Consider the following 17685-nt stretch of genomic DNA (forward strand, 5'->3'; position numbering starts at 1 on the left):
TGGCACCCCTCCGGGTCATCGACGGCGGACGCGGCAGCGGACCAACATTGAATGAACAGTGAAACGATCGGACGGCGCCGCTGGGTGAAATGGACCCTGATTCTTCTCGGGTGGACCTTCCTGGGCGTCTTCTATGCCGGACAAACCTTTCTCATCTACGCGCGTTCCAATCATCCCACCCGGTTTGCCCGAATTCTCCCGGGCGCCCTGGTCATCTGGTACTCGTGGGCGGTCCTTTCCCCGTTCATCACCTGGCTGGCCCGACATTTCCGGATCGAACGAAAGCGGTTGCTTCGGAATCTTGCGACGCATCTTGCGGCCGGAATAATTTTCTCCTTTTTGCATCAAGCGCTTCCGATCCTCGTTTTCTCCACGGTGGACGCTGCCTCGGGGAAGCCCTTCCTGTTCTTCAGCCGACTTTTCAATTCACTTTTTTCCTTATACTTCAGCAATGATTTTTTCATCTATTGGATGATCCTGTTTGCGGTCCATGCCTTGGATTACTACCGCCGGTACCGGGAAGGAGAGCTGAAGGCCTCGCGTCTGGAGGGCCAGCTGGCCCAGGCCCAACTCCAGGCGCTCAAAATGCAACTCCATCCTCATTTCCTGTTCAATACCCTGCATGCCATTTCGGCACTGGTTCACAAGGACCCGGAAGTGGCCGACCGCATGATCGCACGTCTCAGCGATCTGTTGCGGCTGACCCTGGATAATGTCGGCGTGCAAGAGGTCCCTTTAAGACAGGAGCTGGAATTTCTCGAGCGATACCTCGATATTGAACAACAACGCTTTCAGGACCGGCTGGAGGTGCGGTTGGAGGTAGACCCGCTGACCCTGGATGCGATGGTTCCCAACCTGATTCTACAACCCCTGGTTGAAAACGCCATTCGGCATGGAATCGCACAGCGTTCATCGACCGGCCGGGTTGAAGTTCGGGCGAGACGGGAAGACGGCCGGCTGCGGCTCGAAGTGCGTGACGATGGATCCGGACTCACCGGAGAGGTGGGCGAGAACGTGAAGGAGGGGATCGGTCTGGGAAACACCCGGACGCGGTTGCAGCAACTCTATGGCGCCGCGCACCAGTTCGACCTCTTCAACTCATCCAACGGCGGGCTCGTGGTGAGGTTGATGATTCCATTCCGCGCGGAGTCCCAGGGCGGACAAAAGGTGCATCCTGATGAGGATTCGAGTCCTGATCGTTGATGATGAAGTGCTGGCCCGCGAAAGGATCCGCGACTTGCTCCGGGGCCAACCGGAGTTCGAGATTGCCGGGGAATGCGCCAATGGCCGTGACGCCGTCCAGAAGATTTTGGAACTCGCACCCGACTTGCTTTTCCTGGATGTTCAGATGCCCGGACTGAACGGGTTGGACGTCTTGGAAGCGGTCGGCCCGCGGCACATGCCCGTGGTGATTTTCGTGACGGCCTATGATCAATATGCGCTGAAGGCCTTCGAGGTGCACGCGCTCGACTACCTTTTGAAGCCGTTTGACCGGCCCCGCTTTCAGAAGTCTCTTCAGCGCGCGCGCACCCAGATCGAGCGGCAGAGGAATGGGGATCTCAATGACCGCTTAATGGAGTTGCTGGAGGAGGTGAAGGGGACCCGGAAATTTCTGGACCGGCTGGTTGTGAAAGACGCCGGCCGGATTTTCTTCCTGAAGGCAGACGAAATCGACTGGGTTGAGTCGGCGGGGAACTATCTCCGGCTTCACGTCGGGAAGGAATCCCATCTTCTTCGCGAGACCATGGGACGGTTCGAACGTCAGCTCGATCCCAGTCAATTCCTGCGCATTCATCGGTCCACCATCGCCAACATCGAGCGGGTCAAGGAATTCCGCCCGCTGTTTCATGGGGAATATGCCGTCGTTCTGCACGGCGGGCGTCAGTTGACGCTGAGTCGTGCCTATCGCGGGAGACTGGATGAACATTTGCGGAAGGGGCGTTGAAGCTCCTGGTGTTCATCACACTCTTCCGCTCGACGATCCCCGATAATCAGCAATCCATCCCAAATCGGTTGCCGCCCGCGGGCCTAGATGGTAGATTCCCGTCATATCTCATTACACGCTTGAAAGGGGACACTCGTCGCGATGACCAAGACCCATCTCGTTCGGTCGTTCAGTCTTGTTGTGCTCGCCACCGTGCTATCCATGAAACCGGGCCCCCATGGTCCCGGCCTGGCCCTGCCTCGGGGTTCCGGGTCGATGGCAGAGCAGGACAAGCCCGCAGCGTCGCAGGAGAAGACGGCGGCACAGCAGTATAAAAACATCCAGGTGTTCAAGGACCTGCCCGCATCCCAGTTGATCGGGGCCATGCAATTCATCTCAGCTTCCCTGGGGGTGGGTTGCGATTATTGCCATGTCACCGCCGAGCGCGGCAATTGGCCGATGGAAAAGGACGACAAGAAGACCAAGCAGACCGCTCGCAAAATGATCCTGATGATGCGCGAAATCAATGGCGCAAATTTTGAAGGAAAGCTCGTGGTTAACTGCACCAGCTGTCACCAGGGGAGATCGCGGCCTTTGCCCATTCCTCCTCTCAAGGGGGGCATTCTGGTGTCGTGGAATCCGAGGGCGGCCAACTCGAACCCGCCGGAATCCCTGCCGACGACAGATCAGGTCATCGACAATTATGTCCGGGCCCTGGGGGGTGCGGACGCCTTGGCGAAGATCAAGACGACGGTGCTTCAGGGATCAATACAGTTTTCCAATGGAAAATTGCTGCCGATGGAGGTCTCCGCCGTAGCTCCCAATAAGGTGCTGTGGACGCTCACCACTCCGAACGGGACGATTTATCGGGGATTCAACGGACGGGTTGGTTGGGTCAAGAGCAATGAAACAGTCCACCCGCTCACCGGATCGGACCTGGCGCAACTCAAGCGAAGAGCGGAGTTCAATGAAGAGACCCGCTTCAAAGAGCTGTATCCCAAGAGATCACTGCGCGAGAAGGAAACGATCGACGGCCACGAAGCTTACGTGATGGAAGCCACGGGAGTCGATGGGGTTCAGGAGAAAATGCTTTTTGACGTCCAGAGCGGGCTCCTGCTCCGGAGGATCATCTTCAATGAAACCCCGCTCGGCCTGCTCCCCAGCCAAACCGATTATGAAGATTACCGGGATGTAGAGGGGATCAAACAGCCGTTTACAGTCCGGACGACCGGGCCGACCCTCGTTCAGACCGAGAAACTCACTGAAATCAAATTCAACCAGCCCCTCGACGACGGCAAGTTTGATCAGCCGGCTGTCGAGAAGAAAACGGGCTCATCCGAGTAGGAAGAGCTGGCGTTGCATCTCGGAGCCGCTCAAAAGGGACGCCTGACAAAATCGGCCGTGAATGAGCGGCTCACCGCGGGGAAAGCACCGCCGAGGGGCGGGATATGTAAATTGCATTTTGCACAGGTGGGATTTATGATGGAGGTTGAATTCCCGTTCGATCGAACGAGTCAAAGCGCAAAGGCGTAGCTCTTGTTGGGATTGGTCCAAGGAGACTTCTCATGAATGACGACCTGGTGATTGCAGGAAAGACATTTCACTCGCGCCTCATTGTGGGCACGGGGAAATACCGGAGTTTTCCGGAAATGAAGCGCGCCCACGAAGCCAGCGGGGCCGATATGGTCACGGTGGCCGTGCGCCGCGTGAATCTGAGTGACCGTTCCAAGGAGTCGCTGCTCGACTATATCGACCGCGACCGGATGTTCATTCTTCCGAACACGGCCGGGTGCTACACCGTGGACGAAGCGGTTCGAACGGCGCGCCTGGGGCGGGAAGCAGGCCTTTCCCACTGGGTGAAACTGGAAGTCATCGGCGACGAGAAGACCCTGTTCCCCGATGTGATGGGGCTGATTGAGGCGACCCGAATTCTGGTGAAGGAAGGGTTTGTGGTCCTGCCTTACACCAACGACGATCTCATCATCGCCAAGCGGCTTATCGACGCGGGGGCTTCCGCGGTCATGCCGCTCGGCGCGCCCATCGGCAGTGGCATGGGCATCCAAAACCCCACCAACATCCGGATCATGCGCGAGATGATTAGCGGGGTGCCTCTTATCGTGGACGCCGGCGTCGGAACGGCGAGCGACGCGGCCCTTGCCATGGAACTCGGTGCGGATGCCGTGCTGATGAATACGGGAATTGCCTGCGCCCAGGATGCAGTCCTGATGGCCGAGGCGATGAAACATGGGGTGATCGCCGGCCGACAGGCCTATCTGGCAGGTCGGATCGAGAAGAAGCTGTATGCGACGGCCTCCAGCCCGCTGGCGGGTGTGGTGCGGTAAGGGAAGTTGTCGGTTCTCAGTTGCCAGTGCCCAGTTGCCAGTGCTCAGTTGTCAGTTCTCAGATTTAACAGCTCAGAGAATAGATGACTGCAATGACCAGTCATCTGACCGCTCTTGGTTTTCTAGATTTCTGATGGGTCATGCATCGGAAGGCCTTAACCAGGGGGTCCGCAAGCAACAGAGGATTGTCAAATAAATCGACCCTTCTGCTCACTGGCAACTGGGAACTGAGAACTGACAACTGATTTTCTCACCCCACAAACTCCACGCGGACACGCTTGGGGAGGATCTTCTTTTTGAAGCCCTCGTTGAGGAGCAACTGAACGGCCCGCCGGCCGTCCTTGCCATAGTCGAGAGTCAGGTCGTTCACATACATCCCCACGAACTTATCCGCCAGCTCCTTACTCATATCCCGGGCGAACTGCATGGCATAAGTCAAGGCCTCATCGCGGTGGTCGAGCGCGTACTGAATCGAGGCTTTCAGCAAGCGGGAAACCTCCCGAATCGTTTCCAAACCCAAATCTTTTCGAATGGCGTTGCCGCCCAGGGGGAGGGGAAGTTGGTGGCGGTCGTACCACCATTCGCCCAGATCCAGGATCTTGTGAAGCCCTTCCCGGGCGTGGGTGAGCTGACCTTCGTGGATGAGCAGGCCCCCCTCCACCAATCCATGCTTGACGGCATCAATGATCTTGTCGAACGGGACGACCACGTGCTCAAAATCGGGTTCGTAAAGCTTTAGAGCGAGGAACGCGGTTGTCATCAGGCCGGGAATGGCGATGCGTTTTCCCTTGATGTCCTCGGGCGGGAAAGCCTTGCTGGCGACGACCAAAGGCCCGTATCGCTCGCCCATTGAAGAACCGTGTGGCAGCAAGGCGTAACGGTCTGCAATATGCGGGTATGCCGAAAAGGAGATGGCGGTGACTTCGTAGATGCCCTCCAGGGCTTTCGAGTTCAGGGTTTCGATATCGCCCAGGGTGTGATGAAACCTCAGATTTCCGGTGGGAAGCTTGTCGGTGGCGAGTGCATAGAACATGAAGGCATCATCGGAATCCGGGCTGTGCGCGATGTGGATATCGACCGGGTTGCTCGAAGGTGAAGGTTTCGTCATAACGACCTCAGGAATGGAAATGCGAACCGACCTCGCTGGTGCAAAGAACAATGTCCAGAATGAAAAAGAGAGGAATGCATTATAACGAATAGTTTGCCATTTGAGAAAACTATGGAGTCTGTGGGCCAGTCTTGTTTGAGCAGGGTCTTCTCTAACGCGGAGGGCTCTCTGCGTTCTCAAAGAATTCCAGAAATTGACTGAGGATGAGTTCCTTGGAAAGGCGGGAGGGAAGCAGGATTCCCTGGTCGTCAGTCAGGGCAAGACGGGGGTAAAGGACGGCGAGGGAGTCGAATCGCCATCGCGCGTCGGTCCGGTCCTCCCTTCCATTCAATCGGTTCACAAGGGGTGCCAGGTCAATTCGCGGTCGCTTGGAGAGGGTCTTGGTTTCAAACCAGGTGACGATATGATAAAAGAACTCGCAGCGCAACCCGTCCTCACCTTCCAGAAAGGTTAATAGCCGGTCGTGCCGGCACGCATTGAAGCGCGACGTCAATGGAAATACTTCACGCGCTTCCATCACCGAGAGGCCGGCCTCCGGGTACTCATGAAGGGTGGCCGCTCCCCCCGCCAGGGCGCTTCGCGCCGCGGCGAGCCTGGCAAATTCCTCCTCATACAGTTCCCGGTAACGAGTCTGAAAGGTATTAAAAAGACCCGGGAGTTCGCCCAGCAGGGTTTCATAAATCAGTTGGTACTTCTGCGTTTCATCGAGCTTTATAAAATGTGCCCTTAAAGGGGAACGTTGAGGATCTTCAAAGGCGGAAACGACCAGATCGAACTGAACGGCCGCGGGAGTGGTAAACCAGCCGAAATCTCCCGCTTCAGCAGCGCGGATCAAGAACTCCTTGTGAGGAAGCGCCGCATGAGGATGCATCGCGGTCCAGCAGGACAGCAGTCCGTCGGTGTCGAAATGATTATTGCTGACAAATTCGATGTTCTCGAAAAGGCGATCAGCGTAAGGGTCGACGGCGAGATTAAGCGCAATCTCTGTGGAGGTGTCGGCCTTCAGATGTTCAGGAGTCTGGTTGTTGGGCCAATGACTGAGATTAACACGACATTCCTCAACGCCATCAACCACCATGGTGTGCGATGGATTGATCCCGCTATGATAGAAGAGAAACTTCATGGGCCATCCTTCAAATACAGTTGAGTTCGGTTTGAGTGCATGAGTAGAGGAGGATGAGTCGCCTCGCCCTGCATGACTTCTAAAAAACGACTTACTAGCACGAGCCTGCCACCATCACCATCCTACAACAAAAAAGCTTCCCGCATTGGATATCATGTACTGCGCTTGATGTACCGGATTCGAATCCCTTCTTGGAAGAGGATAACGCGGAAAAACTCTCCCCGGCGTAAATATTCTTTCCGTTACAAATTTGACAATTACCGTTATGAATAACGAAAACCGTTAACCGCAAAAGATCCCCGCCGTTCGTCAATCGTCACAAATTGTATGACTTGGTCTTTTGGCACCCCATTTGCCAATGAGTCTCTGTTGATTTTATTGGAGGAATCAACGTGTGCTCATCTCTGGTCCCGGAAACAAGACCTATGGGGCTCGTCACAATTCTGACACACCTTTGAAATATTTTTGTTAAGTGTCTGATGTAAAAAATGACATGTACGATGCGAAAGGGAATGACGATGAAGCGGCAGAAGCAAATGAAGACGGGATCAACAAGAAGGTTGATTCATAGTTCCTCTCATAAATCCGGTCTACCAGTGACCCATAAACTGGGAAAGGAAAATGAAATGAAAAACAATTGGAAAGCTCTTTTGACTTGCACTGCAGTTGTGGCACTGGTCCTCTTGATGGGAACTTCGACCTTCGCCGCAAACGTCACTCAAACCCTGACCATCAATGCCACGGTGGCCGCCCGGGCGGAATTAACGCTGGCTCCGGCGACGATCAGTTTTGCCGACGCCAGTCCGGCGACCACGCCGAGCATCACGGCCAATTCCCCGGTCACCGTGACGGCGAATGTGCGCACTGCAAAAGCATCGACAGCAACTCTGACGGCTCTGGCTGGCACCGATCTCACCTCAGGGACGGATACCATTCCGATTACAGCCGTCACTTGGACAGCGTCAGCGTTGCCGTTTATTGCGGGGACCATGAGCCATACCTCCGCGCAAAGTGGTGCGACGTTCAGCGCAGGCAGCGGTTCTTATAGCGGGACATACACTTTCACGTTGGCCAATAGCTGGAATTATAACGTCGGCGCTTATGCCGCGACAGTGACTTATACATTGACCGCTCCATAAAAGATATCTTCCAGGTTTTACCGGCGGCCGGATTTGAATCGGAATGATCTTAACCAAACGAATCTCGGAGGACATCATGAAACAATCTTATAAGACCTTGTTGAGCTTCGGGGCGGTGGCGTTGATGGTCCTGTTCATCAGCTCCTCAGTTTTTGCCGCATCGAGCCCAGCCACCCTCACAATCAACGCGACCGTTGCGGCCCGGGCCGAGTTAGTGCTGGCGCCGACGACGATCAACTTTGCAGACGCGAGTCCGACCACGACCGCTTCCGTTCCTGCAGATAACCCCGTGGCTGTGACCGCGAGGATCCGTACTGGGAGAGCGACTGCAGCAACGCTAACAGTTACCTCCGCTGCAGATTTGACCGCAGGCACGGACACCATTCCGATCAGCAATGTCAGTTGGACCGCCTCCGGCGCGCCTTTTATCGCCGGGACCATGAACAAGGCAACGCCGCAAAGTGCCGCGACCTTCGCTAACGGCAGTGGATTGTTCGGCGGGACGTTCAATTTTTTCCTGGCCAATAGCTGGACCTACAATACCGGCGCTTACACAGCAACGGTTACCTATACATTGACCGCCCCATAAAGGCGGCTGCGGCTGGCTTCGATAGAGACAGCAGCGGGACGATTGCAGAAACGCTCCCGCTGCTCCATCTATCACTCTTAAGAGATGCGCGCCTGAGAGGAAGACGCCCATGAGACCCGATAGGCAGAACAAGCCAGAACCAAAGGGGATGGGCAGGTTCAAGCAGCAGACGATCGCGGGAATGGTGATCGCGATCGCCCTGCTGATTGCGAGTCCACTTTCCCAAGCCCAGACCTTGTCTCTGAACGTGAATCCCAGTTCGATTAGTTTCGCGGATCAAAATCCTACTAACTTCCCCAGTATCTCGGCGAGCGCGATCGTGCAGGTGCAAGTCACCGCTTCCTGGGGCAATGGGACCTGGTCGGTCACAAGCCTGGCTGGCGGCGATCTCTTAAACTCCGACGGGAGAAGCGTGATTCCAATTTCCAATATGCGCTGGACCGCTTCGCGGGCCAGCGGCAGCTGCTCCGGGGGATGTACTTGCATGGGGGGGACAGCCAGTAAATCGAGCCCGCAACATATCCTCAACGGGAGTGGCTATACCGGGTTCCTTGGATTTGGTAGTTATACCTGCAATGTTAACTTCACACTCGTGAATGACTGGAGTTACAACACGGGGTCCTATTCCCAATCGCTCACGGTCACCGCGGCAAATCCGTAAACGGATTCCCCGGAGTTGTCCTTGGGTTCGAGAGATCCGATTGGATTGGGTGTCTCGCGGTTTTCTGTGGGGGATCCCGGTCCTCTCTGATCCTTATTCCTTGTCGCCATTCGACAACCCCATATTGACTTAATCTAAACGCGCTTTTCCCAGTCCCTTACTTGGGGGGCTAAGATGTCTTCATTTTGATGATGAGTGCTGCCATTTAAACCATCCCTAAAGTGATCTCTAGCACCTCGTCGCTTGGCCCAAAATCGTCACAATTTTGACATCCCTTCCTCAGAAGTTACAACTCCTCCCTTTCCTTTCAAGTTCTGAAATGTCACAAAAATGTTAATTTATGACCTTTAGTTAGAAAGGCTTAGATCGTCGGACCCCAATGAAATCAGGGTCTCTTGAAGGGTCTACTCTCCGGCCCTATCCATCCCCAAGGAATCTCCCTACCGTCACATTTTTGTCATATGAAAGTTGTAAAACATGACTGTGATTATCGAGAGGGGTTTAACAGTGGACTTGACAGAGCAAAATTCGACAAAGCAAGCGGTGATCAGCAAGTCCAGTGTTAAGCCCCTTGATGAGTCCGAGAAAAAACAAATTTCATTCAAACAAGAGGAAAACATGAAAACCAATTCGAGTCCCGCCAGGAAGATCTTTACAATTCTTGCTGTGATGGGGGTGGCAGCCATGATGACCGGCTCCACACTTTTTGCGGCCACACAAACCTTAACCATCAATGCTACGGTATCCGCTCGTGCGGAGTTGACACTATCCCCTTCAACGATCAATTTTGTGGATTCAAGTCCCACTGGCACGCCAACCATCACCGCTAACTCCACGGTGGCCGTGACGGCCAACGTGCGGACAGCGGCAAACAGCAAAGCGACGCTCCTGGCGGCAGTGAGTGGAGACCTGATGTCGGGGACTGACTCCATCCCCGCGAGCAATGTCAGTTGGACCGCTTCGGCGGGTCCATTCATTGCCGGAACCTTGAACAAGACCACGGCGCAGAGTGCGGCCAATTTTGCAAACGGGAGCGGGTCGTACAACGGAGTTTACACTTTTACCCTGGTCAACAGCTGGACCTACAACACAGGGAGTTATGCGGCGACGGTGACCTACACCCTGACCGCTCCATAGATTTTAGCTTTCAAAACTTGAACAAATAATCCTTATGGAGACCAACATGAAGAACTTTTGGAAGACCCTGATAACGATTACAGTAATTGCCGGCGCCGCGCTCATCCTGAGCACTGCAGCTTTCGCTGCATCCGACAGCAAGACGCTGACCATCAATGCCACCATTTCGGCTCGCGCCGAGCTGGTGCTTTCGCCCACGACGATCAACTTCGCTGATAACAGTCCGACGTCGGTAGCTTCCGTTGCCGCCGACAACCCCGTCTCGGTGACCGCCAGGGTACGCACGGGAAAAGCGACCGCAGCGACATTGACGGTTGCTTCCCCTACCGATCTGACTTCGGGTTCGGATACCATTCCGATCAGTGCAGTGAGTTGGACCGCGACCGGCGCGCCATTCATCGCCGGGGCGATGAACAAAACGACCGCCCAGAGCGCGGCGACCTTTGCCAATGGCAGCGGTTCGTTCACCGGCTCATTTAATTTTGTCCTGGCGAATACCTGGGCTTACAATACCGGGAGCTATACGGCCAACGTTACGTATACGCTGACCGCCCCCTAGTTCTCCTGCTGCGGGTTCGGTGATGTGCGGACAGCGGGATGGTGATGACCTCCCCCGCTGTCCCGGTTTTTTCGAAGGAAAGATAGGTCAAGCGATGCTAAAAAAGACGGAAACAAAAATTTTGATGGGGATCGCGGTTCTGGCGGCGGTCTGCATGTGGGGTTCGCCGTCTTACGCTGCAGTTAATTTCACGCTCACGATAACTCCGTCCACCATCAGTTTTCCTGATGCCAATCCAACCACGACGGCCCAGATTCCAGCCAACTCCTCAGTGGCGATAAAAGTGACGACGAGTTATGCGACTAACACGAATTGGTCGGTTCACTTTTTGGCCAATGGCGATCTGAGGAATAGTGTTGGCACGAGCACGATTCCCATCGCCAACATCACTTGGACTGCAACGCTAACCGGGAATTCCTGTCTGCAAGGTTGCAGCTGCGTGGCAGGGACCATGAGCTCGACGGCCGCACAGGATGTGATTCGAGGGCGCGGGAACACTCCTACGAACGGTTTCAATTGCAATACCAATTTTCTGCTGAAGAACCAGTGGGGTTACATCACAGGCTCATACACTCAGACGATTACTGTGGTCACCGCATCGCCATAAACACCTCCCCTCTGCCCCGGGGCCCTGAGAAATGCGGGTATCCGTGAGGGTGAGGCCTTTGAAGTTCGCGTATGTCCTCCGTTCGATTGTTGAAGAGCAAGCGCAGAGAAATGATTCGGCCGGCCCAAGCGATGAACCGTTCTGTGATGATTTTCCGCCCACTCCCCTCACCCCCTGTCGCCTCGTTTGTCTGACCCAGAGCTTGATCGGCAAGGTTTCTTTTTCACGGTTTTCTTGGTTCACCTTCAGGGGGTTAACAAATTACCAGAGGGAAGAGCCACAAATTGTCAATGATGGAATCTCACGGAATTCCCTTAATGTGCTCAAAAAGAAAGAGATGTTCGATTGGAGGGTGGTTTGCATATGCATATAGGATGGTCTGCATTGGGTTAATGTCCCGCCATCCAAAGGATTGTAACCGGCCGTGGCCGGGTCCCTCGATTGAGCTGAGGCGAAGCGGGCGTCCCAGATAAGACTTTTCGCTTCAGGATAGACCTTTTCGTTGCCAGGTGGGTTTTGAAATCTCGCTTCCTACCAGCGCCGCACGCTCTGCTGCAAAAAATTCTGCAACCTCCAGTGGATGTTAAAGTTTTGAGACACTTTTTTCGGACAATGCAGCGTAGTGAAAGTGGCAGGATCGGAAGTGGAAAGAGGTAAGTCGAGTTGAATAAAGAAATCAAGGGGATCCAGGGAAGTTCAAGCAGGGATAAGGAAGGAAAGATGCAAGGAAGAGAAACAAAGAAAAGCAGAGGGGGACGGCAAGGGGCCTCGGTGGCCGGGCTGTCAGGGCTACTGCTGGTGGCCGCTATGATCTTCGGATCAGGAATCACCCTTCGTGCGGATGTCGCCATCGGGGTCTTCCCGATCCGCGCGGAGCATGAGGTTCAGGCGGGACAGACCAAGACCGACGGGATCACGGTCGACAATGACTCGGCAGAAAACATTCATATGCGCGTCACGGTGGCGGATTGGTATCTCACACGCGATGGAAACCCCACCTTCGTGAAAAAGGGCAAGTCTCCCGAGTTCTCGATGAGCGAATGGATTGTGGTGAATCCCGCAGAATTCGTCGTGCCTCCTCACGGTCATCAGATCATCCGTTACACGTTCACGGTTCCCAAGGATACCCCCGACGGTGGATATCACACAGCCATCATGATTGAGTCGGTTCCCAATATTGCGCCGGGACAAGACGCGCATGCCGCTTACTTGAACGCCCGGGTTGGCGCCATTATTTACGACCGCGTGGGAAAGACCACGCCGCAGGGAACCATCACCGCTCAGCAGGTGGTGATTGACCAGAAAGACACGGGCCAGGTGGGAGTCCAGATCACTTTGAAGAACAGCGGTTCCTCTCATTTCCGATTCAAGGGAGAAAGCAAGATCATCGACAAACAGGGAAAGGTGATTGAGACCCTGCCGATCAATGACTCCGTGGTCCTCCCCCAGTCGGAACGGGACGTTTTCGTCCCGGTCAAAGGAATCCTTCCCACCGACGGATTTACGATTGTCAGCAGCCTGGACATTGGACTGAAAGAACTGCTCGAAGCAGAGACCCGAGTGGAGCCGAATCCTTCAAGTCAGCCGGAAGTGAAAAAGTAAATTCTTACAATGACGACCAACGGAAAGACCTCATCACAGTCGCGGCGCCGGACGCCAGGATTCATTTGCGCCGCGGTTATGGTGTGCCTCCTTTTGGCCCCGGCTCAGGTCCTTCGAGGTGAAGAGGCCGGCGGCGCCACAGTCCAGTTCCAGTTCAATAACAATGCCACCGGCGCGACTTCCAGTATCCTCAACAACCCGCTCTTCTCCCTGGCGATTCCAGGATATACGAATGCGGATCTGAGGGTGGACACCTACCAGTTCATTCCGAATTGGGGCCTGCTGAAAACCTCTTTCGACGTGGCCAACACCAACGACTCTCTCCGTCCCAGCCGGGGAATGCTTGAATTGTCGGACTATCATCTTGGAGAATGGAAGTTTGATATTGCGGCAGGGGACCAGCCCTTCGCCGCTTACAACATCGACTTTGGGTTGAATTCCCTGTTTAACCCGTTTGCCTATCTGCGCGGTGGGCGAGTGACCACCTCGACCGACCACGTGTCGTTTACGGTTTTTGGAGGGCGCACCGCCGCGATGAATGGGTTTTTCGGCGAGTCGCTGCGTCTGAGCGAAGAAAGTATCATGGGAGCCCGTGGGGTGTTCACTCCCTCGTCGAAATTGAAGATCGGTGCCAGTCTGGTCCACACCAGCGCCCCGGAGAACTCCACCGACCAAATGATTCCTCAGTCCGATACCATGGCGACGTTGGATGTGCTGTACCAGCTGAATCCCCATGTTCAATTTCTGGGAGAATCTTCGCTTTCCAAATTTTCCGGCTCCCCCGACACCGAGCATCGCGACGGAATGGATCTCTCCTATCTGTTTGGCACCAAGATCAAGGGCGTGCGGGGCAGTGCGGAAGTCACCTGGCAGAGGATGGGGCCCAATTATCTTCCGCTCAACTTCTTCAATCTGGGAGATCGCGAAGGACTCTTCAGCTCCGCGGATTATCAGGTGAATCACAAGCTGTCTTTGTACGGGGCGTTCAATCGTTTCCACACCAATCTGCTCGATTCTCACACCCAGACCGGACTTCAAGTCAACAACCAGTTCATCGGGGCTCGGTATGTTTTGCTCCCTCACAGCACCCTTAATATTCGTGTAGGGAACGCCGGGGTCGAATCCAGCGCGTTCAGTCCCAATTTTGTTTCCACTCACAGCCACACCCTGGACCTCGAGTTCCTTCAACAGTTTCGAGCCTGGCGGTTCCTGGCGCGTTACATGGACAGCCGCGACCTTGATTTCACCACCGCTTTCCAGCACAGCTTGCGCCAGCGGGTGGAGTTCGAGGTGCGCAGGACGTGGAAGAACGGGACCAACCTCTGGGTCTCCGGTGGCACGCTGCGCGAGGCGCAGCAGCAGGTGGAGGACAACAAACACTTGAGCCTGGTGGGAAGCGCCGGATTCACCTGGAACGTGCGACCCACTTTGTCGTTCTATTCGGAGCTGAACTGGAACCAGGATGTGGCCGTGGTGCGGACCTCGAGCTTCAACAACACTTCATTAAACAGCGGCGTGAGTTGGGCGCTCCCCCACGGAGTCCAGTTTTCGGTGAACGGCCAGTACAACCGCTCCAGCAACAAGATCAACCTCCTGGACTTCTACACGCTGTCTCCCGACAATGTCAGCGACCTCCAGAACCTCCTGCTCAACCAGCAGCTCAACCGGTACCAGTTCACCTTTAGGATCCAGAAGACCTTCCGGTGGGGAGAGCGCCCTCAGGAAATCCTGCTCAGAGAATCAGGCGCTTCGGCGCTGGCGGGCCGACCTCATGATTTTGGAAACATCGCGGGACTGGTCTTTAACGACCTCGACCGGAACAGTCTGAAGGACAACAAGGAAACGGGCGTTTCCAACGTTACGGTCGTTCTTGACAAGCGGGTGAAAGCTTCGGTGGATGAGCAGGGCCGGTTTGAATTCAAGAATGTCCCGGTCGGAAAGCACACCGTGGAGTTGGATCTGCTCACCCTGCCGGCGACCTTCGACGCCGGGGCCAATACCCGGGTGGCTGTCAACGTCGCGAAACGCGCGACCGCCGATGTTCAGTTTCCGCTGTTGGAACTCGGAAAGGTTTCGGGAAAGGTCGTCCTCGTGAACGGGATGGACTCCAATGGTCTTCGTAAGGAAATTGGAGAAAGCAAAGTCCCTGAACTGCCGGGGACGAGTATCATCATCCTCCTGAATGAGACTTACAAGGTAACCTTTACCGATGGGGACGGAGAGTTCGAGTTCAGCAACATCCCGAGCGGTGAGTACCGCGTCCGCATCGATCGCGGCACGCTGCCCGAGTTCTCTTCAGTCGATTCCGAGGAAGTGCAAGTGGTTCGAATTGCACCCGGCGAGAAGCTCTCCAACCTAAAGTTTGTGGTCAAGCTCAATCCTCGCCCGAATCGCCGTCTCCTGGTGGCGTCCCAGACCATGCCGCAACCTCCGAAGGCGGAGCCTGACACAACCGCCGTCGTCAACTCCGGGGCGAGAAAACGAGTCCGGTCTGAAGTGGCACAGAATGGAAAGTCGCCCGCAGAGAATCGCACTGGGAAAGCGACCTCAAGTGTTTCGGCGCTCGCGGGCGGCAATGGACCCACTCTCGAAGACATCGATCGGTGGTCGAAATCAGCGCAAAACGGGATCGTGATCCATAAGGTCCGGACCGGGGAAACCCTCGAGATTCTGGCGCTGAAGTACTACCAGACGAAAACGAAATGGACGCTGATCTTCAATGCCAACAAGGATCAGATCGGCGCCTCCAAGAAATTGCAGCCCGGCCAGGAGTTGAAGATCCCGGTGGAGCCGGAGCCGGTCTCGAGACTGAATAGGACGACAGGTCATGGCCCCGCAAGGGTTCACGTGGTCCAGCCGGGAGAAACACTCGGAAGTCTCTCCATGCGATATTACAAGACCGAGACCAAGTGGAACCTGATCTATGAAGCGAACAAGGCGCAACTGGCCGCTTCCAAGATTCTTCGTGTCGGACAGAAAATAACGATCCCTGTCGACCCCGAATTGGCGAAGGCGGTGGCTCCTGATAAGAATGTGAACACCTCGAGTACTCTGGGAGCGTCCTCCGCCGACTCTTCCGCTGCCCCCGCGCCCTCGCCCGGCACCGGGAACGATCCCCCCTCGCACTGAAGAAGATCACCTGCTTCTCTGATTGACGGATCGGCGATATCCGTTTTCCCATCTACAGCCTTTCCATTCCCGAACGAAAAGAGAAAGGCTCTTTCCATCTTTAGTGACCTGGGTTTGCTTCCAGCTTCCGACCTGCACGGCTTGATCGCCATTCACCCAGATCTTCATATCCGGATTGAAATCAAAGGCCGAAATCGTGAAGTTCGTCACGGCCGCCGTCCATACGCGCTTGAGGCGCGGAAATCCCACCAGGGGTCCTTCATTGATGTCGTAATAGATGTTGCTGGGATCCTTATCGAAAATTTCATCGAGAATCGAGAGATCCTTGGCCACAATGGCCCCGGTAAACTTCTTCGTTTTCTCCTGGATGGCCTGTTCCGGATCTTGCCCAAAGGCTGGGAGAGCCACGAGCATCACCAAAAGTACTGTGAAGCATGTCTTCCTCATGTTGACCTCCAGATCAAAGGGATTTCAAGAATCTAAGGGGTGGCCTCTGGAGACTCTCCCGAGCGCTTCAAGGCCCACACGATTTCTTCAATAACGTCCGGGTCGTCTTCTCTTTGTTGTTGAACCCGCACCGCCTCGATTCCTTCGACGGTGCCGATTTCGCTCAGGGCCCAAACGGCGTGTTGCCGGACCAGGGGCTCTGGATGAGAGAGCGCCCGAGCAAGAACCGGAACCGCTTCGGCCGAATGGCTGTTTCCAAGGGCGACGGCGACATTGCGCAGGAAGCCTGCATATCGGGCACGCTGGATGGGGCTCTCTTTGAAACGGCGGTTGAATTCTTCCTGGGTCAGGGTCAAGAGCTCTGCCAGCCGCGGGGTGAGATTGCCGGCGGCGGGTCGGAAGTGCGGATCCGCAGTCGGCACGGCGAACCGGTTCCAAGGGCACACTTCCTGGCAGTCGTCACAACCGAAGATGCGGTTACCGACGAGACGACGAAACTCGCGGGGAATGGGGCCCCGCAGTTCGATGGTCAGGTAAGAAATACACCTTCGGGAATCAACCACGAAGGGGGCGACAATGGCGCGTGTTGGACAGGCTTCCAGACACCGTGTGCAGGTCCCACAGAAGGTTTTCTTGGTGCTGTCTGCCTGAGACCGCTGCTGCCGGGCAGAGTCTGATCTGGGTTCTGCCCTTCTGCCCACCCTGGAGGGACCGATGGCTGGGTGTTGGAACGGCGGATCGTAAGCGCTCTCCTCAAACGAGTGCGTCGAGAGTATCTCTCCCACAAAAATCCAGGAGCCGATCTCCGTGGTGATCAAATTTGCGTTCTTGCCGATCCATCCGATCCCGGCGCGCTCGGCCCACCATTTGTCGAGTACTGGACCGGTGTCTACATAGGACAGAAATGAGGCACGGGGGAGAAGGGACGAGACAAACGTTTCAAGTTCGCTCAGCTTCTGTTTTACAGTGAGGTGGTAGTCTCGCCCCCACGCATAGCGCGAAATGACGCCGGTGTCGCTGTCGCCTCTGTTGTTTTCCGGGGAATAGTAGTTGATGAGGACGGAAAGGACCGACCGGGCATTTTCCAGGACAACCCGCGGATCGATGCGCCTCTCCGGCGCGCGGCTCATGTACTTCATCCCGCCTTGAAACCCGTCTTCCAGCCATTTGAGAAATCGCTGCTGCGAGAGCGCATCGATGGGCTCCGCCCGTGTGATGCCGCATTTGAAGAAACCAAGCTCTCTTGCCCGGGTCTTTATTTGTTGCGAAATGCTCACGGGAGGATATTAGAGGTTTTCAAAAAAATCAGCGAATTCTG

At 55.4% G+C, this 17685-nt stretch carries 16 protein-coding genes; 12 read left to right on the top strand and 4 right to left on the bottom strand.

All coding sequences use genetic code 11. The features are described from left to right. The first annotated feature begins 51 nt into the window (after positions 1 to 51). The 4 genes from LAO21_15245 (at position 52) to LAO21_15260 (ending at position 4266) form a co-directional block, all read left to right on the top strand. Complete coding sequence (locus tag LAO21_15245) at positions 52 to 1203, top strand: histidine kinase (GenBank protein ID MBZ5554070.1); 1152 nt, start codon at positions 52 to 54, stop codon at positions 1201 to 1203. Further along, positions 1178 to 1945, top strand: a complete 768-nt coding sequence (locus LAO21_15250) for a LytTR family DNA-binding domain-containing protein (protein MBZ5554071.1) — start codon at positions 1178 to 1180, stop codon at positions 1943 to 1945. Before LAO21_15245 ends, LAO21_15250 begins: the two co-directional genes overlap by 26 nt. A gap of 141 nt (positions 1946 to 2086) precedes the next feature. Beyond that, positions 2087 to 3268 carry a c-type cytochrome gene (locus LAO21_15255; protein MBZ5554072.1) on the top strand — a complete coding sequence of 394 codons (1182 nt, stop codon included), beginning with the start codon at positions 2087 to 2089 and terminating at the stop codon, positions 3266 to 3268. A gap of 221 nt (positions 3269 to 3489) precedes the next feature. Further along, positions 3490 to 4266 (top strand): thiazole synthase, encoded by a 777-nt coding sequence (locus tag LAO21_15260; GenBank protein ID MBZ5554073.1) that lies wholly within the window; start codon positions 3490 to 3492, stop codon positions 4264 to 4266. Between the two features lie 250 nt (positions 4267 to 4516). On the opposite strand, the gene LAO21_15265 is transcribed toward LAO21_15260, so the two are convergent. Together LAO21_15265 and LAO21_15270 are read right to left on the bottom strand one after the other, a co-directional pair. After that, positions 4517 to 5374, bottom strand: coding sequence for an ABC transporter substrate-binding protein (locus tag LAO21_15265; protein MBZ5554074.1), 858 nt, complete (start codon positions 5372 to 5374; stop codon positions 4517 to 4519). 151 nt (positions 5375 to 5525) lie between these two features. After that, positions 5526 to 6497 carry a hypothetical protein gene (locus LAO21_15270; GenBank protein MBZ5554075.1) on the bottom strand — a complete coding sequence of 324 codons (972 nt, stop codon included), beginning with the start codon at positions 6495 to 6497 and terminating at the stop codon, positions 5526 to 5528. Positions 6498 to 7123: 626 nt separating this feature from the next. On the opposite strand from LAO21_15270, the gene LAO21_15275 reads away from it, so the two are divergent. The 8 genes from LAO21_15275 to LAO21_15310 all read left to right on the top strand — a co-directional run bounded on the left by LAO21_15275 (position 7124) and on the right by LAO21_15310 (position 15920). Beyond that, positions 7124 to 7636: a hypothetical protein gene (locus LAO21_15275; protein MBZ5554076.1), complete on the top strand. Its 513-nt coding sequence runs from the start codon at positions 7124 to 7126 to the stop codon at positions 7634 to 7636. Positions 7637 to 7712: 76 nt separating this feature from the next. Then, positions 7713 to 8225, top strand: a complete 513-nt coding sequence (locus tag LAO21_15280; protein ID MBZ5554077.1) for a hypothetical protein — start codon at positions 7713 to 7715, stop codon at positions 8223 to 8225. Between the two features lie 109 nt (positions 8226 to 8334). Then, entirely contained in the window at positions 8335 to 8886 is a 552-nt protein-coding gene (locus tag LAO21_15285) for a hypothetical protein (GenBank protein ID MBZ5554078.1), read from the top strand. A 618-nt stretch (positions 8887 to 9504) separates the two neighbouring features. Next, positions 9505 to 10023, top strand: coding sequence for a hypothetical protein (locus LAO21_15290; GenBank protein MBZ5554079.1), 519 nt, complete (start codon positions 9505 to 9507; stop codon positions 10021 to 10023). A 46-nt stretch (positions 10024 to 10069) separates the two neighbouring features. After that, positions 10070 to 10582: a hypothetical protein gene (locus LAO21_15295; GenBank protein MBZ5554080.1), complete on the top strand. Its 513-nt coding sequence runs from the start codon at positions 10070 to 10072 to the stop codon at positions 10580 to 10582. A 94-nt stretch (positions 10583 to 10676) separates the two neighbouring features. Beyond that, the gene (locus LAO21_15300) at positions 10677 to 11189 is read left to right on the top strand and encodes a hypothetical protein (protein MBZ5554081.1); all 513 of its coding nucleotides are present in this window, start codon (positions 10677 to 10679) and stop codon (positions 11187 to 11189) included. Between the two features lie 720 nt (positions 11190 to 11909). Further along, the gene (locus LAO21_15305; GenBank protein MBZ5554082.1) at positions 11910 to 12791 is read left to right on the top strand and encodes a DUF916 domain-containing protein; all 882 of its coding nucleotides are present in this window, start codon (positions 11910 to 11912) and stop codon (positions 12789 to 12791) included. Positions 12792 to 12800: 9 nt separating this feature from the next. Then, positions 12801 to 15920, top strand: coding sequence for a LysM peptidoglycan-binding domain-containing protein (locus LAO21_15310; GenBank protein ID MBZ5554083.1), 3120 nt, complete (start codon positions 12801 to 12803; stop codon positions 15918 to 15920). Between the two features lie 6 nt (positions 15921 to 15926). Here the strand turns inward: LAO21_15310 and LAO21_15315 are convergent, their stop codons facing one another. After that, positions 15927 to 16367 carry a hypothetical protein gene (locus LAO21_15315; protein ID MBZ5554084.1) on the bottom strand — a complete coding sequence of 147 codons (441 nt, stop codon included), beginning with the start codon at positions 16365 to 16367 and terminating at the stop codon, positions 15927 to 15929. 32 nt (positions 16368 to 16399) lie between these two features. Then, a complete protein-coding gene (queG, locus tag LAO21_15320) occupies positions 16400 to 17371 on the bottom strand; it encodes a tRNA epoxyqueuosine(34) reductase QueG (GenBank protein ID MBZ5554085.1) in 972 nt (323 codons plus the stop codon). Positions 17372 to 17685: the final 314 nt, after the last annotated feature.

Source organism: Terriglobia bacterium (assembly GCA_020073085.1).
GTDB lineage: Bacteria > Acidobacteriota > Terriglobia > JAIQFV01 > JAIQFV01 > JAIQFV01.